Source organism: Bradyrhizobium sp. MOS001 (genome assembly GCF_004634465.1).
In the GTDB taxonomy this organism is placed as follows: domain Bacteria; phylum Pseudomonadota; class Alphaproteobacteria; order Rhizobiales; family Xanthobacteraceae; genus Bradyrhizobium; species Bradyrhizobium barranii.
Genome location: NZ_SPVJ01000038.1, coordinates 31,603 through 50,210 on the forward strand (window position 1 = coordinate 31,603; position 18,608 = coordinate 50,210).

Consider the following 18,608-nt stretch of genomic DNA (forward strand, 5'->3'; position numbering starts at 1 on the left):
ATTTCAGATGAGTAAGGTACTGGTCGTGACATCAGGCAAGGGTGGGGTCGGCAAGACCACGACGACCGCCGCACTGGGGGCTGCGCTGGCGCAGCGCGGCGACAAGGTCGTCGTCGTCGATTTCGATGTCGGCCTGCGCAACCTCGACCTCGTCATGGGCGCCGAACGCCGCGTCGTGTTCGATCTCATCAACGTGGTGCAGGGCGTCGCAAAGCTGCCGCAGGCGCTGATCCGCGACAAGCGGCTGGAGAATCTCTGGCTGCTGCCGGCCTCGCAAACCCGCGACAAGGACGCGTTGACGGAAGAGGGCGTCGGCAAGGTCATCGACGATTTGCGCGACCGCTTCGACTGGGTGATCTGCGACAGCCCGGCCGGCATCGAGCGCGGCGCCTCCATGGCGATGCGCTTTGCGGACGAAGCCGTGATCGTCACCAATCCGGAAGTCTCCTCGGTGCGCGATTCCGACCGCATCATCGGCATGCTCGATTCCAAGACGGTGCGGGCCGAGAAGGGCGAGCACGTCCAGAAGCACATTCTCATCACCCGCTACGATGCCTCGCGCGCCGCGCGCGGCGAGATGCTGACCATCGACGACATCCTCGAAATCCTCGCAACGCCCTTGCTCGGCATCATCCCCGAGAGCCAGGACGTGTTGAAGGCCTCCAATGTCGGCACGCCGGTGACGCTGTCGAACGTGGACGGCGCACCCGCACGGGCCTATATCGACGCGGCGCGGCGGCTGTGCGGCGACACCGTGGCGATGCAGGTTCCGGCCGAGCGCAGGCGCTTCATGGATCGTCTGCTGCGACGGAGGGCTGCATGAGCATGGGTCTGCTTCGGCTTCTCCGCGGCAAGAAGGCCTCTGCCCCGGTCGCTCGCGAGCGATTGCAGATCCTGCTTGCCCATGAACGCGGATTGCGCGGCCAGCCCGATCTGCTCGGCGTGCTGCGCGAGGAAATTCTTGCTGTCGTGTCCAGGCACGTCACGCTGGACCCGACCAAGGTCATCGTCCGGCTCGATCGCGGCGACGAGGTATCGACCCTGGAGGTCGATATCGAGGTGCCGAACGATATCGAGCGCAAGCGCGCGGCGGTCGGGTAGGGGATCCGGCCGGTACACTGCAAATTTGGGGTGGGTGAGAAGGCGGTCCGCTGGGCATAGCGGACCGCCTTTGTCTTGCTTGCTCGTCAGTTCGAATTCCGGGCCTGCCGATGTGATCGGTCGTGGGCGGAACGGGACCTGCGGCGAAATCGTTGTCAGAGGCCGCGGAGCGCCAAGCCAGGCGCTGCGGTTTCCTGAACAGGAGAGCGCCCATGATATCCGAGGTCCAGGTCCACACCATCGCGCGCCAGATGCTGGAAAAACATGGTTTCGCTGCGATTGCGAAGGCCGCCGAGCAGGCCCAGGCCTGTGAGGGCCGCGGCGAGGCCGATGAGGCCAAGGAGTGGCGTCACATCGAGGACGCCATGAAGATCATCCGCGGCCCGCACCAGAGCTGATCCGCGGCCAGCGCGCTCAGCGCTCCCCGCGGTCGGCGCCCGGCTGCGGAGTGCGATTTTGTGTCTGCGGCTGGGGACGCTCGCCTGTCTCTTTGCAGGGCAGCGGTTCCCACGAGCCGTCGGGCGCCTGCTGGTAGGCACTACAGGATGACGAGGTGGATTTTTCCTCGCCTTTCTGGGCATCGGAATTCTTCGCCAGGGCGGGCGCGGTCAGCACCGCGGCGGCCGCAAATGCGCCGGCGAAAACGAAATGGATACTCCGCATGTGGGCTCTCCTGTTCGAATTCGAAGAGGCCGCATGGTGTCGAGGATTATGACGATAGTTAGCCGCCGCGACGGTTCCGCCGCGGCGTGCTTAATGCCCGCGAGAGAGCGCCTAGCCGCCCTTGCTGCGGATCAGGCCGGCGAGGTTGGTCTTCTGGGCCTCGCACCAGCCGGGCATGCCGAGGCGGCGCTGGTCCATGTCGGTCGCCTGCGTCGCGACCGCGACCTCGGCCATCAAATCGTCGTCCTGCTTCTCGCCCATCTTGCCGCCGGTGTGCATCCAGGCGATCGCCTTGCGCACCTTCTCGGTGGTGCCGTCCGGCAGCTGCATCTGCTGCGCCTTCTGCACGAGGTCCTGATAGACGAGATCGGTGTTCGGACATTCCACCTTGGCGGCGAAGGCCTGCAAGACCATCGTCACATAGGTCGAGCGTACACGGTCCGCCGCTTGGGCCGGCGCGGCGAGCAGTAACAGACCTGCGATCAGGAAACCGGTGCGCATCCTTGGTATCTCCTCCGTTTTTTGGAGGCTAGCGTCCGGCAAGCCACTCCGCAATGGTGCCGGGACGTATTTGTCGCTCCCCGGTGCGGTGCGCTATCGTCACCCCGTCCTGGCCACGGAGAGCGACATGAGCCTGTTGAGCACGCCGTTCGACCCCGCACGCGACACGGCTCTCGTCACCGGCGCAGGCAACGGCATCGGCCGCGCGATTGCGCAGGCGCTGGTCGGCGAGGGCGTTCGGACCATGTTCGCCGATATGAGGCTGGAGCGGGTGAGTGCGGCGATCAGCGCGAGCGGCAGGCCTGAACTGGCGGTGCCGTGGGTCGGCGATCTCGCCAGGTCAGACGCTTGCGATGCCCTGCTGGCCGCCGCAGAGGGGATCGGTGGGGTGACGCATTTCGTGCACAGCGCATCGCCGCCGCGGCGTGAGGCCGATCATGCGCTCGCGGTCGACCGCAAGACCTGGCAGGAGATGCATGCCGTCAATCTCGATGCCGGATTCCATCTGGCGCGCGGGCTGGCAAAACGGCTGATCGCTGCGAAACGGCCGGGCTCGTTCCTGTTTCTCACCTCGCTGCACGCGGGCACGCCGCGCAACCTGCCGCATTATTCGACGGCGAAGGCGGGAATGGCGATGCTGGTGAAGGAGCTCGCGAAGACGCTCGGGCGTCACGACATCCGCGTCAACGCGCTGGTGCCCGGCGCGATCGCGGCGGGCGGGTTCGTTGCCGACGCCTCGCTGGCGAAGCACATTCCGCTCGGGCGCCTCGGCGAGGCCAAGGACCTCGCGCCGATGGCGCTTGCGGTGCTGTCGAACAAGCTCTCGGGTTACGTCACCGGGGCAGCCTTCGTCGTCGACGGCGGATTGTCGCTGACGAACTGGTTCGAGCCGCCGGAGCTGGACGGCTAAGGCCACGTTCCGATGACCCGGAACGGTACTTTTGAGTCCCGGATCGACGCGCTTTTTGCGCGAACCGGTTTCCAAATCGCTCGAAAATGCTGTGGCCTAGCGTCGCCAGGCCGGCACGGGATCGAGCGGCGTGCGATAGACCTCGTTGTGATCGCGATCGGTGACGCGCACCGCGCAACCCTTCCGTTGCAGCTCCGGCTTCACCTGCGACAGCTCGGTAGCCAATTGAACGGCGCGATCGGAAGCGACCTCGATGTCTTCGAGGATGATTCCACCCTGGTTCTTGAACTCTTCACCAACCACGAGATCGAAGGAATAGTAGGGCATTCGATTTCCCCGGTGTGACGACGTGAGCTTCAGTGGAAGTCTCAACACATCTCGGATGATACCACTGAGTCGATATTTTCGAATGAACGGGTCGCGCAATCTCTGTGCTTATGGCGCAGAAATCATGTGCAGCATTCAGGTGCGTTAAGATTTTATTAAATATGTCGACGTGATCATAAGGCATGGAATTGCAGCAGAACCGGGCTCCGGGAACCGGCAGCTGCAAGAGAAGGCCGGCGGCATAAATCCCGACGGCCTTTTCTCTTGACGGAAGACGATCGATTGCCCGGACTCAACGCGTCGCATCGACTCGGACAGCTTGGGCGACGTCGCGACAGCGACGCTGCGCCGGCGCCTGGTTTAGCGCAGCGGCATCGGCGGACGCACGACAGGTCCGTCGTCATCGGCAACGGCTTGCGTCGTGGCGACCGGTGCTGCTGTCGGCGCGGCCGCGGCAGCCTGCGAAGGTGCAGGCGGCGCGGGCGAATAGGCCGGCATGTAGGTTTGCGACACGACCGGCTTCGGCTTGCGAACCGGAGGCGCCGGAGATCGCGGCGGGAGCGTGGACACGCGCGCGCGCGGATCGACCGGCTTGGCCTCAGCCACCGGCTTTGGCGCGGGTGGTTTTGCCATCTCGCGCGCCATCTGCTCCTGCCCGGCCTTCAGCTCGGCGATGTTGGCCTTGAGCGCTTCGATCTGCTGCGCCATCGCTGCGAGATCGCGCGTCATCGATTGGACCGATTGCGCGGGATCGGGCTGTGTTGCGACAGGTGCTGCTGCTGCAACCTGAACCGGAGGCGGCGCCGCAGGTTGAGCAGCTTGATCCGCCGCTTGATCCGTTGCGACCGGCTCCGCGGGCGGCGCGGCCTGCGCGGCGGTGACCGGCGCGGCGGTCACCGGTGCCGCCGTTCGCGATGTCGAAGGCAACAGCGAAGTCAACGCAGGTGTCCATTCGGCGAGCATCTGCCTGGCCGTGTCGCCATGTTTCTCCCAGGCGACAGTGGCGGCCGCGCTTCCGCCCGCAAACAAGATCATGACGAACGCGCCGCGCAGCCATTTGCCGGCGGAGGATCGCTTCTGCCGGTTGCGACCATCGCTGGCGGCGACGCGCACGGCGGTGTCGACCGAGGGCGTTGCCGCCTGCGGCTCCAGGACGGAACTGAATTTCGGCTCCGGATTGATGGTGCGCTCCGGCGCGAATTTCGGATCTATTTTCGGCTCTGGACGGGTTGCGATCTCAGGGGCCAACGCGGGCGCACCACTGATGGGGCGCGAAGCCAGCACCATGTCGGGTGAAATCTCAACGGCGTCGTGCGGATCGTTGTCCTTGACCGTGTCCTTCACGATCTCATCGACGATTTGCCTAGAGTTCAGCGTCGCGAGCATCGCAGCTCCTTTGAAGTCCGAGTGTTTAAAGTATGGGCGTCCGCATTGGCGCGAGCCGATCTGTCGAGGTGAACCCATCCCAAATCCGATGAGTCAGCACGATGACCCACGAGTCCAGCCGGGTTTGACCAAAGCAAGGCGAGGGGATGGAGACTGTGCGACGCTTCTCCGCCGTTTGTGGTGATGGAACCAGGCCAGTGGAACACGCGCACGTGTTCCGCACTGCCTTTTTTTCAGCACGATTTGGGCAGCATCTAGTGGGGCTGGGGGCGCTGCTATCCGCTATCGGGGGGCCGGTGGTGCCAAAATCTCTAATCGTATTGTTCGTCATGGCCATGCTTCCGCTCGCCGGCTGCATGCAGACGACGCTTTCTCCATCGACGGATGCGAGCATGACGCCGCGCGACCGGCAGTTGCTTGCGCACACGCCCTACGCGCAGGCGAACGTGCCGGAGCAATATCTCCGTCATATCGTCGACTACCCGCGCAAGGAGCAGCCGGGCACGATCCTGGTCGATACTGATGCGCGCTACCTCTATTTCGTGCTGCCCGAAGGCAAGGCGATCCGCTACGGCGTCGCGGTCGGCGAGGAAGCCATGGCCTTCTCCGGCGTCGCGCGCGTTGGCCGTCTGGCGGAATGGCCCGACTGGGTTCCGACAGCGGAGATCCAGGCGCGGCTCGGACCGTATCCGGCGCGCGTCGCCGGTGGCCCCGCCAATCCGCTGGGCGCGCGGGGCATCTACCTCTACCTCGGCAACAAGGACACGCTCTACCGTATCCACGGCACCAACCAGCCGGAATATATCGGGCAGGCGATCTCGTCCGGCTGCATCCGGATGCGCAACGAGGACGTGATCGATCTGTTCGACCGGGTGAAGCTGAATGCCACGGTGGTGGTGCTGCCGCCCGGGCAGAATGCACGGGTCGACGCGGGGTCTAGCTGGCGCGGCTAAGCGCGGTGCGATCGGTTATTCCACTGCTCACGAGGCTTTCGTCGTGGGCAGGGCTGCCGGTTGAGACCTAGTTCTCAGGCCGGGCGACGCGCCATTGCAGCGTCGTAGCATTGCCGTTGGCATCGCCTGGCGCCTTGTCGGCCGGCGAGGTGTAGAGCGGACGATAGCGGTACGCCCACATCTTGCTGCCGTCGTTGCGGCTGATCACGGTGAAGTCGCCGATGGCCTTGGCGTCGACCGTAGCGGATAGCGGGACCCAGCTTTCGGTACACTTGCCGTTGCAGTTCGACGTCTTGCCGGTGGTGTCGCGCTCGTAAGTGTAGAGCGTCATGCCCTTGAGGTCGACGAGCGTGGGGCCCTGCTTGGTCAGGACCACCTTTGCCGGTGCGGTCGTGGCCTCGGGCTTCGGCGGAGCAGGGTCGCCGCCGCCATGGCCGTTAGCAAGCGCTGGGCCGGCCGAGAGCGCGATGGCCGTCGCCGCAATGAGGAACCTGAACATCCGAAACTCCCGAGCGGCAAAGTAAATCGCGCGTTAAACGCCGAATGTTGCCGACCCTAGCAGCCGAAGGTTAGTTCCAGGTTTCGCGGCACTGCGACAATTACGGATGGAAATACGGGGTTCATGCCTCCAGCTCGCGCAGCGGGGCGCGACTGAGCTCATTGCCGGCGGCAATGGCCTTGCGCAGCAGCCGCATCAGCTCTTCACCTTCCTTCGCGCTGAGGCCGCGCAGCATGACGCGCTGGGCGGACTCCACCGCCGGAGTGATCTTGCGCAGCGTGCGTCGGCCCTCGTCGGTGATTTCGAGCTCGCGGGCGCGGCGGTCGCGGCTGGAGGCGCGGCGCTCGGCAAGGCCTTTCTGGACGAGGCGGTCGATGACCCCGGTGATGGTGGTGCGGTCGTAGGCGATCAATCCTGCGAGCGTCACCTGGTCGAGCCCCGGATTGGCCTTGATGGTCGCAAGGGCCGCGTATTGCACCGGCGTGAGGTCGAAGCCGGCTTCGCCGACTTCGGCCAGAAACACCGCCACCGCGATCTGCTGGAACCGGCGCGCCAGGTGCCCGGGTATGTCGTTGTTGTCTTTCACCGAATTCTCCGTTGCGGCAGGGAATGCGCGGATCGTTGACAAGTATACTGATAGTCAGCATACTGAGCAATATCGAAGAAGACGTTGACGGGAGAGGTGCTCATGCAATTCCATCTCAATGGATTTCAGCCGGGCGATCCTGAAATCGCCGATCCCGCCGAACGTATTCAGGCTTCGGGCGCAGCCGGGGCCGTGCCTGAAGAGGTCGATGTCCTCATCGTCGGCTGCGGCCCTGCGGGCCTGACGCTCGCGGCCCAGCTTGCGCAATTCGGCGACATCAAGACCTGCATCGTCGAGCAGAAGCCGGGCCGTTTGCTGGTCGGGCAGGCCGACGGCATCGCCTGCCGCACCATGGAGATGTTCCACGCCTATGGGTTTAGCGAGCGCGTGCTGAAGGAAGCCTATTGGGTTAACGAGACCACGTTCTGGAAGCCGGACGAACGGAAGCCCGAGACGATCGTCCGCAGCGGGCGTGTGCAGGATGTCGAGGACGGGCTGTCTGAATTCCCGCATGTCATCCTCAACCAGGCGCGCATCCATGACGGCTTTCTCGATCTCATGCGCAAATCGCCGGCCAAGCTCGAACCGCATTACAACCGGCGCCTGCTCGACCTCGAGGTCGATCCGGCGGCAGGTCCCGCCAACCATGCCGTGACGGTGCGCCTCGAACGTGCCGATGCCGGCAATGAGGGGAAGGTGGAGACGATCAGGGCGCGCTACGTCGTCGGCTGCGACGGCGCGCGCAGCACGGTGCGCAAATCGATCGGCCGCGAACTGCATGGCGATTCCGCCAACCACGCCTGGGGCGTGATGGACGTGCTGGCGGTGACCGATTTTCCCGACATCCGCTTCAAGGCCCTGATCCAGTCGGCGAAGGATGGCAGCCTGCTGATCATTCCGCGCGAAGGCGGCTACATGGTCCGCCTCTATGTCGAGCTCGCAAAACTCGATGTCGGCGAGCGCGTCGCCAATCGCAACATCACGGCCGATGACGTGATTGCGAAAGCGCAGCGGATCCTGAAGCCGCACACGCTTGACGTGAAGGAGATCGCGTGGTGGTCGGTCTACGAGATCGGCCAGCGCCTGACCGACAAGTTCGACGACGTGCCGGAGGCCGAGATCGCCTCGCGCCTGCCGCGCATCTTCATCGCCGGCGATGCCTGCCATACCCACAGCCCGAAGGCGGGGCAGGGCATGAACGTCTCGATGCAGGACGCTTTCAATCTCGGCTGGAAGCTCGCGGCCGTCCTCCGGAGGCAGAGTGCGCCGAGCCTCTTGCATTCCTATTCGGCCGAGCGCCAGGCGGTGGCGAAGGAGTTGATCGATTTCGATCGCGAATGGGCAGGAATTCTCGCCTCCGCCGCCAAGGCCGGTGGTGCCGATGCCGCCAGGACGCAGGACTATTTCGTCAGGCACGGGCGCTACACCGCGGGCACCGCGACGCATTACCGGCCGTCGCTCCTCACCGGTGCATCATCCCATCAGCAACTCGCGCAGGGCCTCGTCATCGGCACACGCTTTCATTCCGCGCCGGTGATCCGGCTCGGGGATGCCAAGCCTGTCCATCTCGGCCACGCATCGCAGGCTGATGGCCGCTTCCGCATCTACGCGTTCTCGCCCGCGGAGGATCCCGCCGCCGCGGGATCGGCGATCCGCGCGCTGTGTGATTTTCTCGCAGAGGCCCGTGAATCGCCGGTCCGTCGCCATACGCCCGCTGGAGCCGACATCGACAGCGTGATCGACCTGCGTGCCGTCTTCCAGCAGGATCATCGCGCGCTCGCCGTGGAGGCGATGCCGGCGCTGCTGCTGCCGCGCAAGGGGCGACACGGCTTGATCGACTACGAGAAGATGTTCTGTCCGGACCTCAAGAGCGGCCAGGACGTTTTCACCATGCGCGGTATCGATCGGAGGGCTGGCTGCATCGTCGTGGTGCGCCCCGACCAATATGTCGCGCAGGTTCTTCCGATCGACGCTTTTTCTGCGCTCGCGGCGTACTTCGACGCGTTCATGCTGCAAGCGAGCTGACGCTCAAACAGCCCTGGCGTTGCCAACGAAAGCCCGGTCCTCGCGCCGGGCTTTCCGTTTGGTTCGAGTCAGGTTCCCGGCTTGTCCAATTTAAGAAAGTTCTTCGCGGGCAGATTTCATCGATCGTAATATGTGTACTCAAAGCTGTAAGCATCCACTCGGGGCAGCGGGGCAACGGGAGGATGACGATGAGACAGAGCCAGGCGGAGACGCGCCGCCAAAATGTCGCGAAGCGGTCGATGACCAAGGAGGCCAAACAGCTGTCCAGCCTGATCGCCGGGCTGCGCAAATCCCTCGACGGGATTCACAAGGAGCGGACGAGCACGAAGCTCACCGGTGCCGAGATGGGCATGCTCGACGAGCGCCGCAACAACCTGCTGCTGACCATCGCAGCGCTGGACGACCGTCTCTCGGCGGTGCAGGGGCTGATCGATCTCGGCCGTCCCCATATCATTCGCGTCCACTAAGCGGATCGCGATACCTTAACGGTTCCGTCGCGGCGGCGATGGACCCGGGCCCGGTGGCCGGCTCCGCAGGGCATAAGGGTTGGCGTAGCACTGGGCGGACTGCCCGGAAGCAGTCGCGGCGCACTGCGTGATCGACGTGAAGCTGCAATCGATGCTGCTGCCGTCGATGGTGTAGATCTCGATGCAGACGGGATAGCGCGGATCGTAGGTCTGCGCCCGCGCAGGTGCGGTGGCAAGCAGCGCCACGCCAGGCAAGCCCGCGACAAGCAGAATCGCATTTCTGATGCTGCGCACGATCAATCTCCGTCGCTCAGTTGGAACCAGGGCACAATGCTGCCGTCGATGGCACCAAATTGCCACGCTCCCGGCGAATTGCCGCCAAAGCCCGCTGCCACGAGGGAGCGGGTGCAGGACGACGCAAGGGGATGCGCATTGGCCTATAAGATGGTCGCAGAACGCGACAATGAGAAGTGCAGTTTCGCCCGCGAGAGCCGGTTGCTCATCGTGGCGAAGGCAAAAGTATGGGCGAGCGAGGGATGGAAGGTCGTCATCACCGACCCGGACGGCAAGGCCTACACTCCGCCCGAATTCGATCAGCTGTTGGCGGCGTGAGCGCGCGACGGGGCCGATTCTTCTTTTGACGCGTTTTCTTTACGCGAACCGGAATCCACTTCGCTCGAAAACGCTCTAGGGGACGACATTGATTTCGCTGTTTCGACCGGGGCGCGACGTGATCGCGCCTTTGGTGACTCTCGCAGCCGCGGCGCTGACGGTGACGGTCGCGTCCGCGCAAAACCTCGATGCCGGCAAGCCGGCCGCAAAGCTCTTCGCGGACGGCTGCGCGACCTGCCATCGCAGCCCGCGGGGACTGGCGAAAGGGCGCTTTAGCCTGACGCTCGCCTGGTTCCTGAAGGACCATTACGTAACCAGCGCCGACTCCGCCAAGGCGCTCGCCGCCTATCTGGTGTCCGTCGACGAACCGCCGCCGCGCGCGGCGGCCAAGTCCGGTGCAAAGCCGGCCAAATCCGCGCCGCGTCCGCCCAAGGCAGTGCAGAGCCAATAGCCGTCGTTCCGGTTATCCGCGCCGATAGGTCTGTGCGATCAGGCGGTCGTGCACGGCACGCAAGTCCGCGCCCATGCGCGTCTGTCCCGTCGTGATGTAGGACAGCCAGGCGCCGTCGGCGGCGAGGCGTACGACGTGGAGTTCGGGCGCTGTGTCGGTCGTACCGTGACGCTTCAGGCGCGCCTTCATCCAGTCGTTCCAGAGCCGGCGCAGGGACGGATCTGTGACCACGACCATGCTCAGCGCCGCCCAGGGCGTCGCAAAGCCGAAGGCCTTGCCGGTGAAGACCGCATTGACATAGGCCCGCGTAAAGCTGCCGCGCGGCTTCGGGTCGGCTTCGATAGCGGCGTCGATCTCGGCATCGACGCGGCCGAGGAGATCGGCGAACAGGCCCTCGATCAGCGCCTGCTTGCTGCCGAAATGATGAAACAGCCCGCCCTTGGTGACGCCGGCCGCCGCCGCCACCGCCTGCACCGTGATCCCCGATACGCCGTGATCCATGGCGATCGCCGCGGCATGGTCGAGCAGGGCGCGCCGGACCTGCTCGGGCTGCTTGGCGCGGGAGTAGGCGCTGGCCGGCATCAATGCGCCGTCGTTTGCGAGAACAGGTTGATGACCACGACCCCTGACACGATCAGCCCGATGCCGACGAAGGCCGCGGCGTCCAGCATCTGGCGGAACAGCACGAAGGAGACGGTGGCGGTCAGGATGATGCCGACGCCGCCCCAGATCGCATAGGCGATGCTGAGCGGAATGACCCGGATCGCCACCGACAGCGCGTAGAACGAGGCGACGTAGAACAGCACCATGGCCAGCGTCGGCCATGGCCGCGTGAACTGCGCGGACTGCTGCAGGAAGGCGGACGCGGTCACCTCGAAGACGATGGCGAGGGCAAGCGCTGCGTAGGCATTGAAGGCGGAGGTCATGGCCGGCTCGGGATGGGGACGCGAAAGATACCGCGCGGTAGGTATGTTTAGCACGCGAAACATGGCTTTTGGCGGGTGGAGGTATCACGTGTGAGTGACGAGCCTGCGACAGGGCGGAGCCTGTTGGCGGCGGTTTGCCGGAGTTTTGGCTGTTTCGCCGAGAAGACGAAGTCGCCGCGCGACAGATCGCACGACGGCTCAGAGTGTCGATTTTATGCAACGTCAGCTGATCCGCACGGAGAGCTCGACGTCTTCGGCGAAGGGCGTGGACATGTAGCCGCTTGCGGGCCCGCGTACGCGCGCGAGGTAGTCAGGGCTGTCGTCGGCATTGTCGGCGACGATGATCGCGCCCGGCTTGAGATGGCCTTCGACCAGATCGAGGATCTCCGGGTAGAGCGCCTTGGCGCCGTCGAGCAGCACGAGGTCGATCGTGTCGGGCAGATCGGCGCTGAGCGTCTTCAGCGCATCGCCCTCGCGGATTTCGACGAGATCGATCAGCCCACCAGCCGAAAGATTGTCCCGCGCCCGCGCCGCCTTGGACGGCTCGAACTCGCTGGTGATGAGGCGGCCGCCGCCATTGTCGCGCAAGCCTGCGGCAAGGTGCAGGGTCGAGATGCCGAACGAGGTCCCGAACTCGACGATCGCCTTGGCGCGCGAACTGCGCGCCAGCATGTAGAGCAGGTGACCTGTCTCGCGCGAGACCGCGAGCGGTGCGTCCTTCAAGCGTCCGTAGAGGTCGCGGTAATCGGTCTTGCTCCGCATCATCCGCGCCCGGTCTGCGTCGGACAAATCGGCGACGGCGGCATGTGTTGCGCCCCTGGCCGCTTCAGCTTCGTCAAACAGGCGATCCAGCAGCGGCGCAAGCGTTGTGATGGTCGGGGTGGTCATTTGATGTCTCCGGAGTTCGCGAAGAAGCGCGTGCTTGCGCAGGGATTGAGATACGACTAATTCGTCGCATTTCCTATTCGCATTGCCCGAGCACGCCATGGCCGATCGCCGAAGCCGTTCAATTTCCTCACGAAAACAGCCGCAACAGGCCCGATCGAGCGGGCTGGTGGCCGCCATTCTGGATGCCGCTGTTCAGGTCCTGGCAAAGGAAGGGGCGCAGCGTTTCACCACGGCACGGGTGGCCGAGCGGGCCGGTGTGAGCGTCGGATCGCTCTACCAATACTTTCCGAACAAGGCGGCGATTCTGTTCCGTCTCCAGAGCGATGAGTGGCGGAGCACAAGCGAGCTTCTGCGCGGCATTTTGGCGGACCCGACGAAGCCGCCGCCGACGCGGCTGCGCGCGCTGGTCCATGCCTTTATTCGTTCCGAGTGCGAGGAGGCCGCCATTCGCGTCGCGCTCAGTGACGCTGCACTGCTGTATCGCGACGCGCCCGAGGCGCAGGACGCCCGGGCAGCCGGCGAGGGGATCGTCGCCGCGTTCATGCGGGAGGCGCTGCCGAAAGCCTCGGATACGACGCGTATCCTTGCCGGCGAGCTGATCACGGCGACGCTGAGCGAGGTCGGCAAGAGTTTTTCGGAAGAGACGCGGAGCGAGACGGAGATCGCAGCCTATGCCGATGCCATGGCCGACATGTTCTGCGCCTATCTTGCGACGCTGGCGCGGCGCTGAGGCATTGCTGACATCGGCGTTTGCGGGCCGATTATTCTTCAGATCTTGCCGGCTGGTGGGTTAGCCTTCGCTCGCCATTCCCTATTCGAGCCATTGAGACCCGTGCCATGCATGTGCTTCGCCCCCAGTTTCGCATCGAGGAGCAGCGTGCGCTGGAATTTGCCGGGCAACGCGGCTTCGGCATGATCGTCGCGGCGGACGAGCACGGTCCGCGGGCCTCGCATGTGCCGTTCGTGCTGGTCGAGCGCAACGGGCAGGTGATCGTGCAGATCCATTTCACCGCCAAGAATCCGCTCGTGTCGCTCGCAGACGGCACGCGGCGCTTCCTGCTGATCGTTGCCGGCGACGACGCCTACATCTCCAACGACTGGTACTCTTCGCGCGACAATGTCTCGACCTGGCTCTACGAGGCCGTGCACCTGTCGGGCGTGGCGCATCTGCGCGAACTGGACGAGAACCGCGGGCATGGCGATGCGCTGCTTGCGGTGTCCGAGGCACGGTTGCCGAAGCAGCCCTGGGACCTCGCGCAAATGGAGCCGGGCAAGCGCGAGAGCATGCTGGCTGCGATCCGGGTCGTCGATCTCGTGGTCGACACCGTCGAGGGGCAGGCCAAGCTCAATCAGCACAAGAGCGATGCGGACCATATCGCGGTCGCCGACCGGCTGGCGCGGTCGGAGGAGACGGGGCACCGGCGGCTGGCGCGGAAGATGCAGGCGCTGCGGCCGGGGCTGGGGTATGGCGTTGTCCCGTAGCCCGGATGGAGCCAACGGGTCGGCGCGAAGCGGCCGCCCGATGACAGGCTCCGCGCAATCCGGGAATCATGCTGGAATCTCAGACCCCGGCTTACGCTTCGCTCGATCCGGGCTACCTTGCGTCATCCAGTATTTGACCCTACGGACCTCTCAATGCTCGTCATCTCCATTCAAAGCCAGGTGGTTCACGGCCATGTCGGCAACAGCGCGGCGGCCTTTGCCATGCAGGCGGAGGGCGTGAACGTCGCGGCGGTGCCGACGACGCTGCTGTCGAACCATCCGCGTTATCCGACGTTGCGCGGGCGGGTGCTGGAGACCGAGCTCGTCGCCGATCTCCTCAAAGGCGTCGAGGAGCGCGACCTCGTCGATGAGGCCGCGGTGCTCGTCACCGGCTATCTCGGCTCGCCTGGCAACGCGGCTGTGACCGCCGACTTCGTCGAGCGGGCGCTGACGCGGAATTCGAAGCTGGTCTATCTCTGCGATCCCGTGATCGGCGATGACGGCCGCGTCTATGTTGCCGACGGCATTCTGGACGTGGTGCAGCACCGGCTGCTGCCGGCCGCCAACCTGACCACGCCGAACCAGTTCGAGCTCGAGCTGCTGTCGGGCGTCACGATCGCGGACACTCAGAGCCTGCGCACGGCCTGCGCGGCGCTGGCGGGGCAACGTCGCATCGATGTCGTCGCTACTGGCTGCACGCTCGCCGACACGGCAGAAGGGCAGGTGGAGACGATCCTGTGCGCCGACGGCCAGCTGTCGCGCTTTGCGACGCCGCGGTTGCCGATCCGCCCCTCAGGCACCGGCGATCTCCTTACCGGCCTGATTGCGGCGCATCTGGCCAAGGGCAAGGCGATGCAGGCGGCGGTGCGGCTTGCGGTCGAAACCATCTTTGCGGTGCTGGTGCGCACGCAAGACGCAGGCACCGCCGAGATGCGCCTCGTACCGCTGCCGATCCCCGGGCGGAAGCCGTAACAGGGTCAGGTCGCGCGCTTGCCGGCCGATTGCGCCGACTTCTGCGGCTTGGCCAAACTCTTCTGCTCGCGCGCGGCGTGTGTCTTTCGCAGCTTTGCGTGGGCCGCGGCCCGCATCACCTTCTTGGACCTCACGTTGGTCGCTTCCTTGCGATCTCCCGTGCCACGCTTCGAGATGTATTCCTGGCCGTCGACCGGGCCGACATGCGGCGGATCGCGGCCGAGATAGGGCCGGCCAATGCCGAATGCCTTGCCGTTGGCGTCAACCCACTTCCACAGGATTTCGGTCGAGACCCAGCGCTGCGCGCGGTTGTTGCCCTGGGTGCTGACGATGTCGGCCGCCATGCCATGGCCGTAGCCACCGCGCGTGCTGCCGCCATGATAGGAGCGGTCGGAGGCGGCCTTCAGGCCGCTCGCGATCGACTGGCGGTAGTCGTCGCGGAACGCGCTGGTGATGCCCGGCGACAGGCCGGCGGCCTCGGCTGCGAGCAGCATGCGAAACAGCTTTCGCTTGAAGCTCTTGTCCATGCCGCCGATGACGTAATCCATCATCGGCATGCTGGCGCGATCGGCCGCTTTCGGATCCTTCCAGCCAAAATCCTGATCGACCAGCTTTGTGAAGCTGCGCATCACCGTGACCATCTTGCCCCTGCGCTTGATGGTGACGGGGCGGCGGTCCTCGACCTTGATCGAATCCTCCTTCGCGGTGCGCTGATAGAGCGTCCACAGATAGCGGTCGATGCAGGCGTCCATTACAAAGCACTCATCGAGCACGGCGACGGTGTCGGCCGGCGGCGACGGCTTGCTCGCGGCAGGCGCTGGGCCGGTCGCGATCGCCGCGGGCGACAGCTCATCTGTCGTCACGATCTCGGTGGGATCGGCGGAGGCGAGTTTGACCACGGGCTCCGGCGCCGGTGCGGCCTCTGCTGGTGCAGCCTCGCTGAGGACGGGCGCCGGTCCAGGCGAAATCTGTAGCGCCGGCGGCGCTTCCGCCGGCAAGATCAGGGCCGGATCGGCCGAGGCGAGCTTGATGACGGCGGCGGGCGTCTCGGCTGTTGCGGCCTCGGGGGCCGGATCCGGATTCGGCGTCGCAGCGACAGCGGCCGCGATATCGGCGGTCAGGGCGATGCCATCCTCGATGGCCGCGGCATGCGGGACGTCGGCGAGCTCGAGCCGGCCAAGATCTTTCGCGCGCGACACGGCGGCAGCATTGGCGCTGCTTTTCTCGATGAGGGCCGGAGCGCAGGCGGACAGGGAGAGCACCAGCCAGCCGGCGAGAACGGCCGAGGGGCACGAGACCGCCACCAGAAGAGACCGCCGATCATTCATGATCCCTGCCTCCAAACGGTTCTGTTCGAACCAATCTTGCACAGCCAGGCACGCGACGCGTCAATTGTTCGGAGGATGGTGTGGCGGCGCAATGGCGCAAATGGGCGAAATGGGTCTTTTCGGGCGGGTGTTGCAGAGGCGCAACGCGAATTCCCTGCGGTTTCAGGGGCGGCAAGTGGCTGAAAAGCGGCAGCCATTCATTGTCATCAAATTGAAGGGATTGAATTTACTCAATCTTGGATTGCGACTTGGTATCTCTCCCGTACCGGCAACGTGCGGTAGAGTTGGAAGGATGCGAGTTGTGAAATTGAAATGCCTGTTGATCGAATTTGCCGCCGATGAATCCGGCGCCACCGCGATCGAATACGGTCTGATTGCAGCCGGTATCGCGCTGGCGATCATCGAGATCATCTATGCGCTCGGCACCAATCTCGTCGCAAAGCTGCAATCGCTGGCGACGGCGTTGAAATAAGCCGCGTGGACGCGGGGCATGTGCTCGGTGCCTGACCGCCGCCCATAAAAGCGTCATGTCGCGTCCGGCGGGGATTCGACCAAGCGCTTGTGCGCATTAAACATATTGCCATGCAGAGGGCGCGCTGTTGCAATGCAACAGAGCATGTCGCAATGCAGCAAAACGCGCTTAAATGTGCTCCGAACCTTCCACTCAGGAGCATCACCAATGAACAAGAAGACTCTGTCGATCGCCGCCGCCATCCTGACGATCGCGGGCAGCACTGCGGCCTTCGCCGCCGAGCTGCCGACCTATGAGGCCAACGGTTTCCCGGTCTCCCCCCTGCAGGTGCGCGTGCTTGGTGCCGCGCATGTCGAGCAGCAGGCAACCGTGCCGACCACGGTCGCTTCGGTCCACCAGGCCCGCGTGCTGACGCCGCGCAAGGTCAAGACCGCGGACGTCACGACGGGCACGGCCCGCTGATCTCAATCGCTTGAAGACATGAAACAGGCTCGTCTCCTCCCGAGCCTGCATGGACCGCGTTCCCTTTCAGGAGCGCGGTCTTTTTTTTGAGAAGCGAGCCACGTTCTGGCGCGGCCGTGCGCGGGTTGAGAAAGTCGCGGCAAGAAAAACCGCCGTCGCGCGCCGATTGTGGACGGCCGTTCAAGACGAGTGTGATCTCTTTAATAGTTGCTTTGCAGATCGCGGCGCCTGATGCGGGCGCCGCTTAGTGGCGGCCAAAAACCGTTTTCATAATGGAGCCGTCATGCCCGTTGCGCAAAAAGCAGTTATTGCCACCACCTCGCCGCGCGCGTTTATTCTCAGACATATTGCATTGTTCGCAGCCGCCGCGCTGTTCGTGTTCGTGCTGAGCCTGACCTATGGGCTCGATCTCAGCCCCGGATTTTTCTGAGCGAACTTGCGCAGCTCGATGCGGGCTACGCATGCTTCGATGAGCGCAGGCTGGACGGCGATCTTCCATAGAGCTCGGCGAACGCGGCGTTGAATCTGCGCAAGCTGCCGAAGCCGGCCTGAAACGCGATGTCGGTCATGGTGTGTTCACCAGCATCGAGCAGGCGTTTTGCGCGCTGGACGCGCAGCGTCTTGGCAAGCTGCTGCGGCGTCGCGCCGACATGGCGCTCGAACAAGCGCGCCAGGTGACGCGAGGAGATGCCGAGCCGCATCGCGAGCGTCACCACCGAATCTTCATCGAGCGCGCCCTCGTTGATCAGCTTCACCGCGCGCGCGACCGTCGAACGCGTGCCGTTCCAGGCCGGGCAGAACGGCGCGGTTTCGGGACGGCAGCGCAGGCAGGGCCGGAATCCCGAGGCTTCGGCCGCGGCCGCCGTGGGGTAATAGACGACGTTGCGCGTCAGCGGCTGCTTGGCCGGACAGACCGGGCGGCAATAGATGCCCGTGGTCTTCACTGCGGTGAAGAAGCGGCCGTCATAGCGGGGATCCCTGCGCAGGCGCGCGGCGTTGCAGTCGTCAAAACTCAGCATGGCCGGATGATAGCGCATGCCCGCGCGGGCGGAAGGGCCGCGGGATGACCGAGTCCGATTGTGGCGAGCCGCAACGCGCATGGTGGCCTAGAAGGCGGCCCTCGATGCAAGCCCCCTCAATGCCAGTTCTGGAGCGCGCCGTGACCAGCCCGAAAGACATCGTTCTCAACGCCTGGAAGACCTTCTCGTCGCGCGATGCCGGCCGCATCGCCGCACTGTTCACCGACGATGCCGAATGGATCGCGCCGAAGGGCAACGCCACCGCCGTCGCGCTCGATCACACCGATCACATGGTGGGCGCGAAAGCGATCGCGCGCTTCATCGCGCAGGAGATGCACAGGATGTTTTCCGAGATCGATATCGCCTTCCGCGGCGTCTACGCCGACGGCGATGTCGTGATCGTGGAGGAGCGGATGCGTGCCACGCTTGCGGGCGGCAAGCCCTACGAGAACGACTATTGCTTCGTGTTCACGGTGGCCGGGGACCGTATTCGCGAAGTGCGGGAATACATGGACACGCGCAACGGATGGCAGATGGTGTTCGGCGAGGAGGCATGATGGTTGGGCGACGCTGCGTGC

Annotated in this window: 28 protein-coding genes; 16 read left to right on the plus strand and 12 right to left on the minus strand. The window is 64.8% G+C overall.

From position 1 onward, the window contains the following. Positions 1-7 precede the first annotated feature (7 nt). The 3 genes from minD (at position 8) to CT676_RS32335 (ending at position 1,499) form a co-directional block, all read left to right on the plus strand. Entirely contained in the window at positions 8-823 is an 816-nt protein-coding gene (minD, locus tag CT676_RS32325) for a septum site-determining protein MinD (RefSeq protein ID WP_063983591.1), read from the plus strand. After that, a complete protein-coding gene (gene minE, locus CT676_RS32330) occupies positions 820-1,101 on the plus strand; it encodes a cell division topological specificity factor MinE (protein ID WP_071914453.1) in 282 nt (93 codons plus the stop codon). Before minD ends, minE begins: the two co-directional genes overlap by 4 nt. A gap of 212 nt (positions 1,102-1,313) precedes the next feature. Continuing rightward, positions 1,314-1,499, plus strand: a complete 186-nt coding sequence (locus tag CT676_RS32335) for a hypothetical protein (protein WP_014495656.1) — start codon at positions 1,314-1,316, stop codon at positions 1,497-1,499. Positions 1,500-1,515: 16 nt separating this feature from the next. On the opposite strand, the gene CT676_RS32340 is transcribed toward CT676_RS32335, so the two are convergent. Further along, a complete protein-coding gene (locus CT676_RS32340; RefSeq protein ID WP_071914451.1) occupies positions 1,516-1,764 on the minus strand; it encodes a hypothetical protein in 249 nt (82 codons plus the stop codon). Positions 1,765-1,875: 111 nt separating this feature from the next. Further along, positions 1,876-2,265: a hypothetical protein gene (locus tag CT676_RS32345; RefSeq protein WP_135216134.1), complete on the minus strand. Its 390-nt coding sequence runs from the start codon at positions 2,263-2,265 to the stop codon at positions 1,876-1,878. Positions 2,266-2,392: 127 nt separating this feature from the next. Here CT676_RS32345 and CT676_RS32350 point away from each other — a divergent pair, with 127 nt between their 5' ends. Continuing rightward, the gene (locus CT676_RS32350) at positions 2,393-3,175 is read left to right on the plus strand and encodes an SDR family oxidoreductase (RefSeq protein WP_135216135.1); all 783 of its coding nucleotides are present in this window, start codon (positions 2,393-2,395) and stop codon (positions 3,173-3,175) included. A 96-nt stretch (positions 3,176-3,271) separates the two neighbouring features. Here the strand turns inward: CT676_RS32350 and CT676_RS32355 are convergent, their stop codons facing one another. Next, the gene (locus CT676_RS32355) at positions 3,272-3,502 is read right to left on the minus strand and encodes a hypothetical protein (protein ID WP_027530842.1); all 231 of its coding nucleotides are present in this window, start codon (positions 3,500-3,502) and stop codon (positions 3,272-3,274) included. 360 nt (positions 3,503-3,862) lie between these two features. Next, positions 3,863-4,888, minus strand: a complete 1,026-nt coding sequence (locus CT676_RS32360) for a hypothetical protein (RefSeq protein WP_135216136.1) — start codon at positions 4,886-4,888, stop codon at positions 3,863-3,865. 335 nt (positions 4,889-5,223) lie between these two features. Between CT676_RS32360 and CT676_RS32365 the strand changes: the two genes are divergently transcribed. Beyond that, positions 5,224-5,841 carry a L,D-transpeptidase gene (locus tag CT676_RS32365; RefSeq protein ID WP_166105773.1) on the plus strand — a complete coding sequence of 206 codons (618 nt, stop codon included), beginning with the start codon at positions 5,224-5,226 and terminating at the stop codon, positions 5,839-5,841. A 67-nt stretch (positions 5,842-5,908) separates the two neighbouring features. On the opposite strand, the gene CT676_RS32370 is transcribed toward CT676_RS32365, so the two are convergent. Together CT676_RS32370 and CT676_RS32375 are read right to left on the minus strand one after the other, a co-directional pair. Beyond that, positions 5,909-6,340 carry a hypothetical protein gene (locus tag CT676_RS32370; protein ID WP_085399034.1) on the minus strand — a complete coding sequence of 144 codons (432 nt, stop codon included), beginning with the start codon at positions 6,338-6,340 and terminating at the stop codon, positions 5,909-5,911. Positions 6,341-6,461: 121 nt separating this feature from the next. After that, complete coding sequence (locus tag CT676_RS32375; RefSeq protein WP_135216137.1) at positions 6,462-6,926, minus strand: MarR family winged helix-turn-helix transcriptional regulator; 465 nt, start codon at positions 6,924-6,926, stop codon at positions 6,462-6,464. A gap of 102 nt (positions 6,927-7,028) precedes the next feature. Here CT676_RS32375 and CT676_RS32380 point away from each other — a divergent pair, with 102 nt between their 5' ends. After that, complete coding sequence (locus CT676_RS32380; protein ID WP_167768226.1) at positions 7,029-8,951, plus strand: FAD-binding monooxygenase; 1,923 nt, start codon at positions 7,029-7,031, stop codon at positions 8,949-8,951. 239 nt (positions 8,952-9,190) lie between these two features. Continuing rightward, positions 9,191-9,418, plus strand: coding sequence for a hypothetical protein (locus tag CT676_RS32385; protein ID WP_224580733.1), 228 nt, complete (start codon positions 9,191-9,193; stop codon positions 9,416-9,418). A 15-nt stretch (positions 9,419-9,433) separates the two neighbouring features. Here CT676_RS32385 and CT676_RS32390 read toward each other — a convergent pair whose 3' ends face one another. Further along, positions 9,434-9,712, minus strand: a complete 279-nt coding sequence (locus tag CT676_RS32390) for a DUF3551 domain-containing protein (RefSeq protein WP_193560920.1) — start codon at positions 9,710-9,712, stop codon at positions 9,434-9,436. A 36-nt stretch (positions 9,713-9,748) separates the two neighbouring features. Here CT676_RS32390 and CT676_RS32395 point away from each other — a divergent pair, with 36 nt between their 5' ends. Together CT676_RS32395 and CT676_RS32400 are read left to right on the plus strand one after the other, a co-directional pair. Beyond that, positions 9,749-10,030, plus strand: coding sequence for a hypothetical protein (locus tag CT676_RS32395; protein WP_244623322.1), 282 nt, complete (start codon positions 9,749-9,751; stop codon positions 10,028-10,030). 118 nt (positions 10,031-10,148) lie between these two features. Next, on the plus strand, positions 10,149-10,481 hold the full coding sequence (locus CT676_RS32400; protein WP_244623323.1) for a hypothetical protein: 333 nt from the start codon (positions 10,149-10,151) through the stop codon (positions 10,479-10,481). 12 nt (positions 10,482-10,493) lie between these two features. Here the strand turns inward: CT676_RS32400 and CT676_RS32405 are convergent, their stop codons facing one another. From CT676_RS32405 to CT676_RS32415, 3 genes are all read right to left on the minus strand, one after another. Then, the gene (locus CT676_RS32405; protein WP_135216139.1) at positions 10,494-11,063 is read right to left on the minus strand and encodes a TetR family transcriptional regulator; all 570 of its coding nucleotides are present in this window, start codon (positions 11,061-11,063) and stop codon (positions 10,494-10,496) included. Beyond that, positions 11,063-11,407 carry a multidrug efflux SMR transporter gene (locus CT676_RS32410; protein WP_014495640.1) on the minus strand — a complete coding sequence of 115 codons (345 nt, stop codon included), beginning with the start codon at positions 11,405-11,407 and terminating at the stop codon, positions 11,063-11,065. Before CT676_RS32410 ends, CT676_RS32405 begins: the two co-directional genes overlap by 1 nt. A gap of 222 nt (positions 11,408-11,629) precedes the next feature. Further along, positions 11,630-12,295 (minus strand): O-methyltransferase, encoded by a 666-nt coding sequence (locus CT676_RS32415; RefSeq protein WP_135216140.1) that lies wholly within the window; start codon positions 12,293-12,295, stop codon positions 11,630-11,632. A gap of 97 nt (positions 12,296-12,392) precedes the next feature. Here CT676_RS32415 and CT676_RS32420 point away from each other — a divergent pair, with 97 nt between their 5' ends. The 3 genes from CT676_RS32420 (at position 12,393) to pdxY (ending at position 14,749) form a co-directional block, all read left to right on the plus strand. Beyond that, positions 12,393-13,025, plus strand: coding sequence for a TetR family transcriptional regulator (locus tag CT676_RS32420; RefSeq protein ID WP_135216173.1), 633 nt, complete (start codon positions 12,393-12,395; stop codon positions 13,023-13,025). 107 nt (positions 13,026-13,132) lie between these two features. Continuing rightward, on the plus strand, positions 13,133-13,777 hold the full coding sequence (locus CT676_RS32425) for an FMN-binding negative transcriptional regulator (RefSeq protein WP_135216141.1): 645 nt from the start codon (positions 13,133-13,135) through the stop codon (positions 13,775-13,777). Between the two features lie 153 nt (positions 13,778-13,930). Then, positions 13,931-14,749 carry a pyridoxal kinase gene (gene pdxY / locus CT676_RS32430; RefSeq protein ID WP_135216142.1) on the plus strand — a complete coding sequence of 273 codons (819 nt, stop codon included), beginning with the start codon at positions 13,931-13,933 and terminating at the stop codon, positions 14,747-14,749. A 5-nt stretch (positions 14,750-14,754) separates the two neighbouring features. Here pdxY and CT676_RS32435 read toward each other — a convergent pair whose 3' ends face one another. Beyond that, positions 14,755-16,077, minus strand: a complete 1,323-nt coding sequence (locus tag CT676_RS32435) for a hypothetical protein (protein WP_135216143.1) — start codon at positions 16,075-16,077, stop codon at positions 14,755-14,757. Between the two features lie 307 nt (positions 16,078-16,384). Here CT676_RS32435 and CT676_RS32440 point away from each other — a divergent pair, with 307 nt between their 5' ends. The 3 genes from CT676_RS32440 to CT676_RS44415 all read left to right on the plus strand — a co-directional run bounded on the left by CT676_RS32440 (position 16,385) and on the right by CT676_RS44415 (position 17,441). Continuing rightward, a complete protein-coding gene (locus CT676_RS32440) occupies positions 16,385-16,549 on the plus strand; it encodes a Flp family type IVb pilin (protein ID WP_166105775.1) in 165 nt (54 codons plus the stop codon). 207 nt (positions 16,550-16,756) lie between these two features. Continuing rightward, positions 16,757-17,011, plus strand: a complete 255-nt coding sequence (locus CT676_RS32445; RefSeq protein WP_028161188.1) for a hypothetical protein — start codon at positions 16,757-16,759, stop codon at positions 17,009-17,011. Positions 17,012-17,294: 283 nt separating this feature from the next. Further along, positions 17,295-17,441 (plus strand): hypothetical protein, encoded by a 147-nt coding sequence (locus CT676_RS44415; protein WP_166096368.1) that lies wholly within the window; start codon positions 17,295-17,297, stop codon positions 17,439-17,441. A 25-nt stretch (positions 17,442-17,466) separates the two neighbouring features. Here CT676_RS44415 and CT676_RS32450 read toward each other — a convergent pair whose 3' ends face one another. Continuing rightward, positions 17,467-18,048: an Ada metal-binding domain-containing protein gene (locus CT676_RS32450; RefSeq protein WP_028151760.1), complete on the minus strand. Its 582-nt coding sequence runs from the start codon at positions 18,046-18,048 to the stop codon at positions 17,467-17,469. A 122-nt stretch (positions 18,049-18,170) separates the two neighbouring features. Between CT676_RS32450 and CT676_RS32455 the strand changes: the two genes are divergently transcribed. Beyond that, on the plus strand, positions 18,171-18,587 hold the full coding sequence (locus tag CT676_RS32455) for a nuclear transport factor 2 family protein (protein ID WP_244623324.1): 417 nt from the start codon (positions 18,171-18,173) through the stop codon (positions 18,585-18,587). The last annotated feature ends 21 nt before the right edge of the window (positions 18,588-18,608 follow it).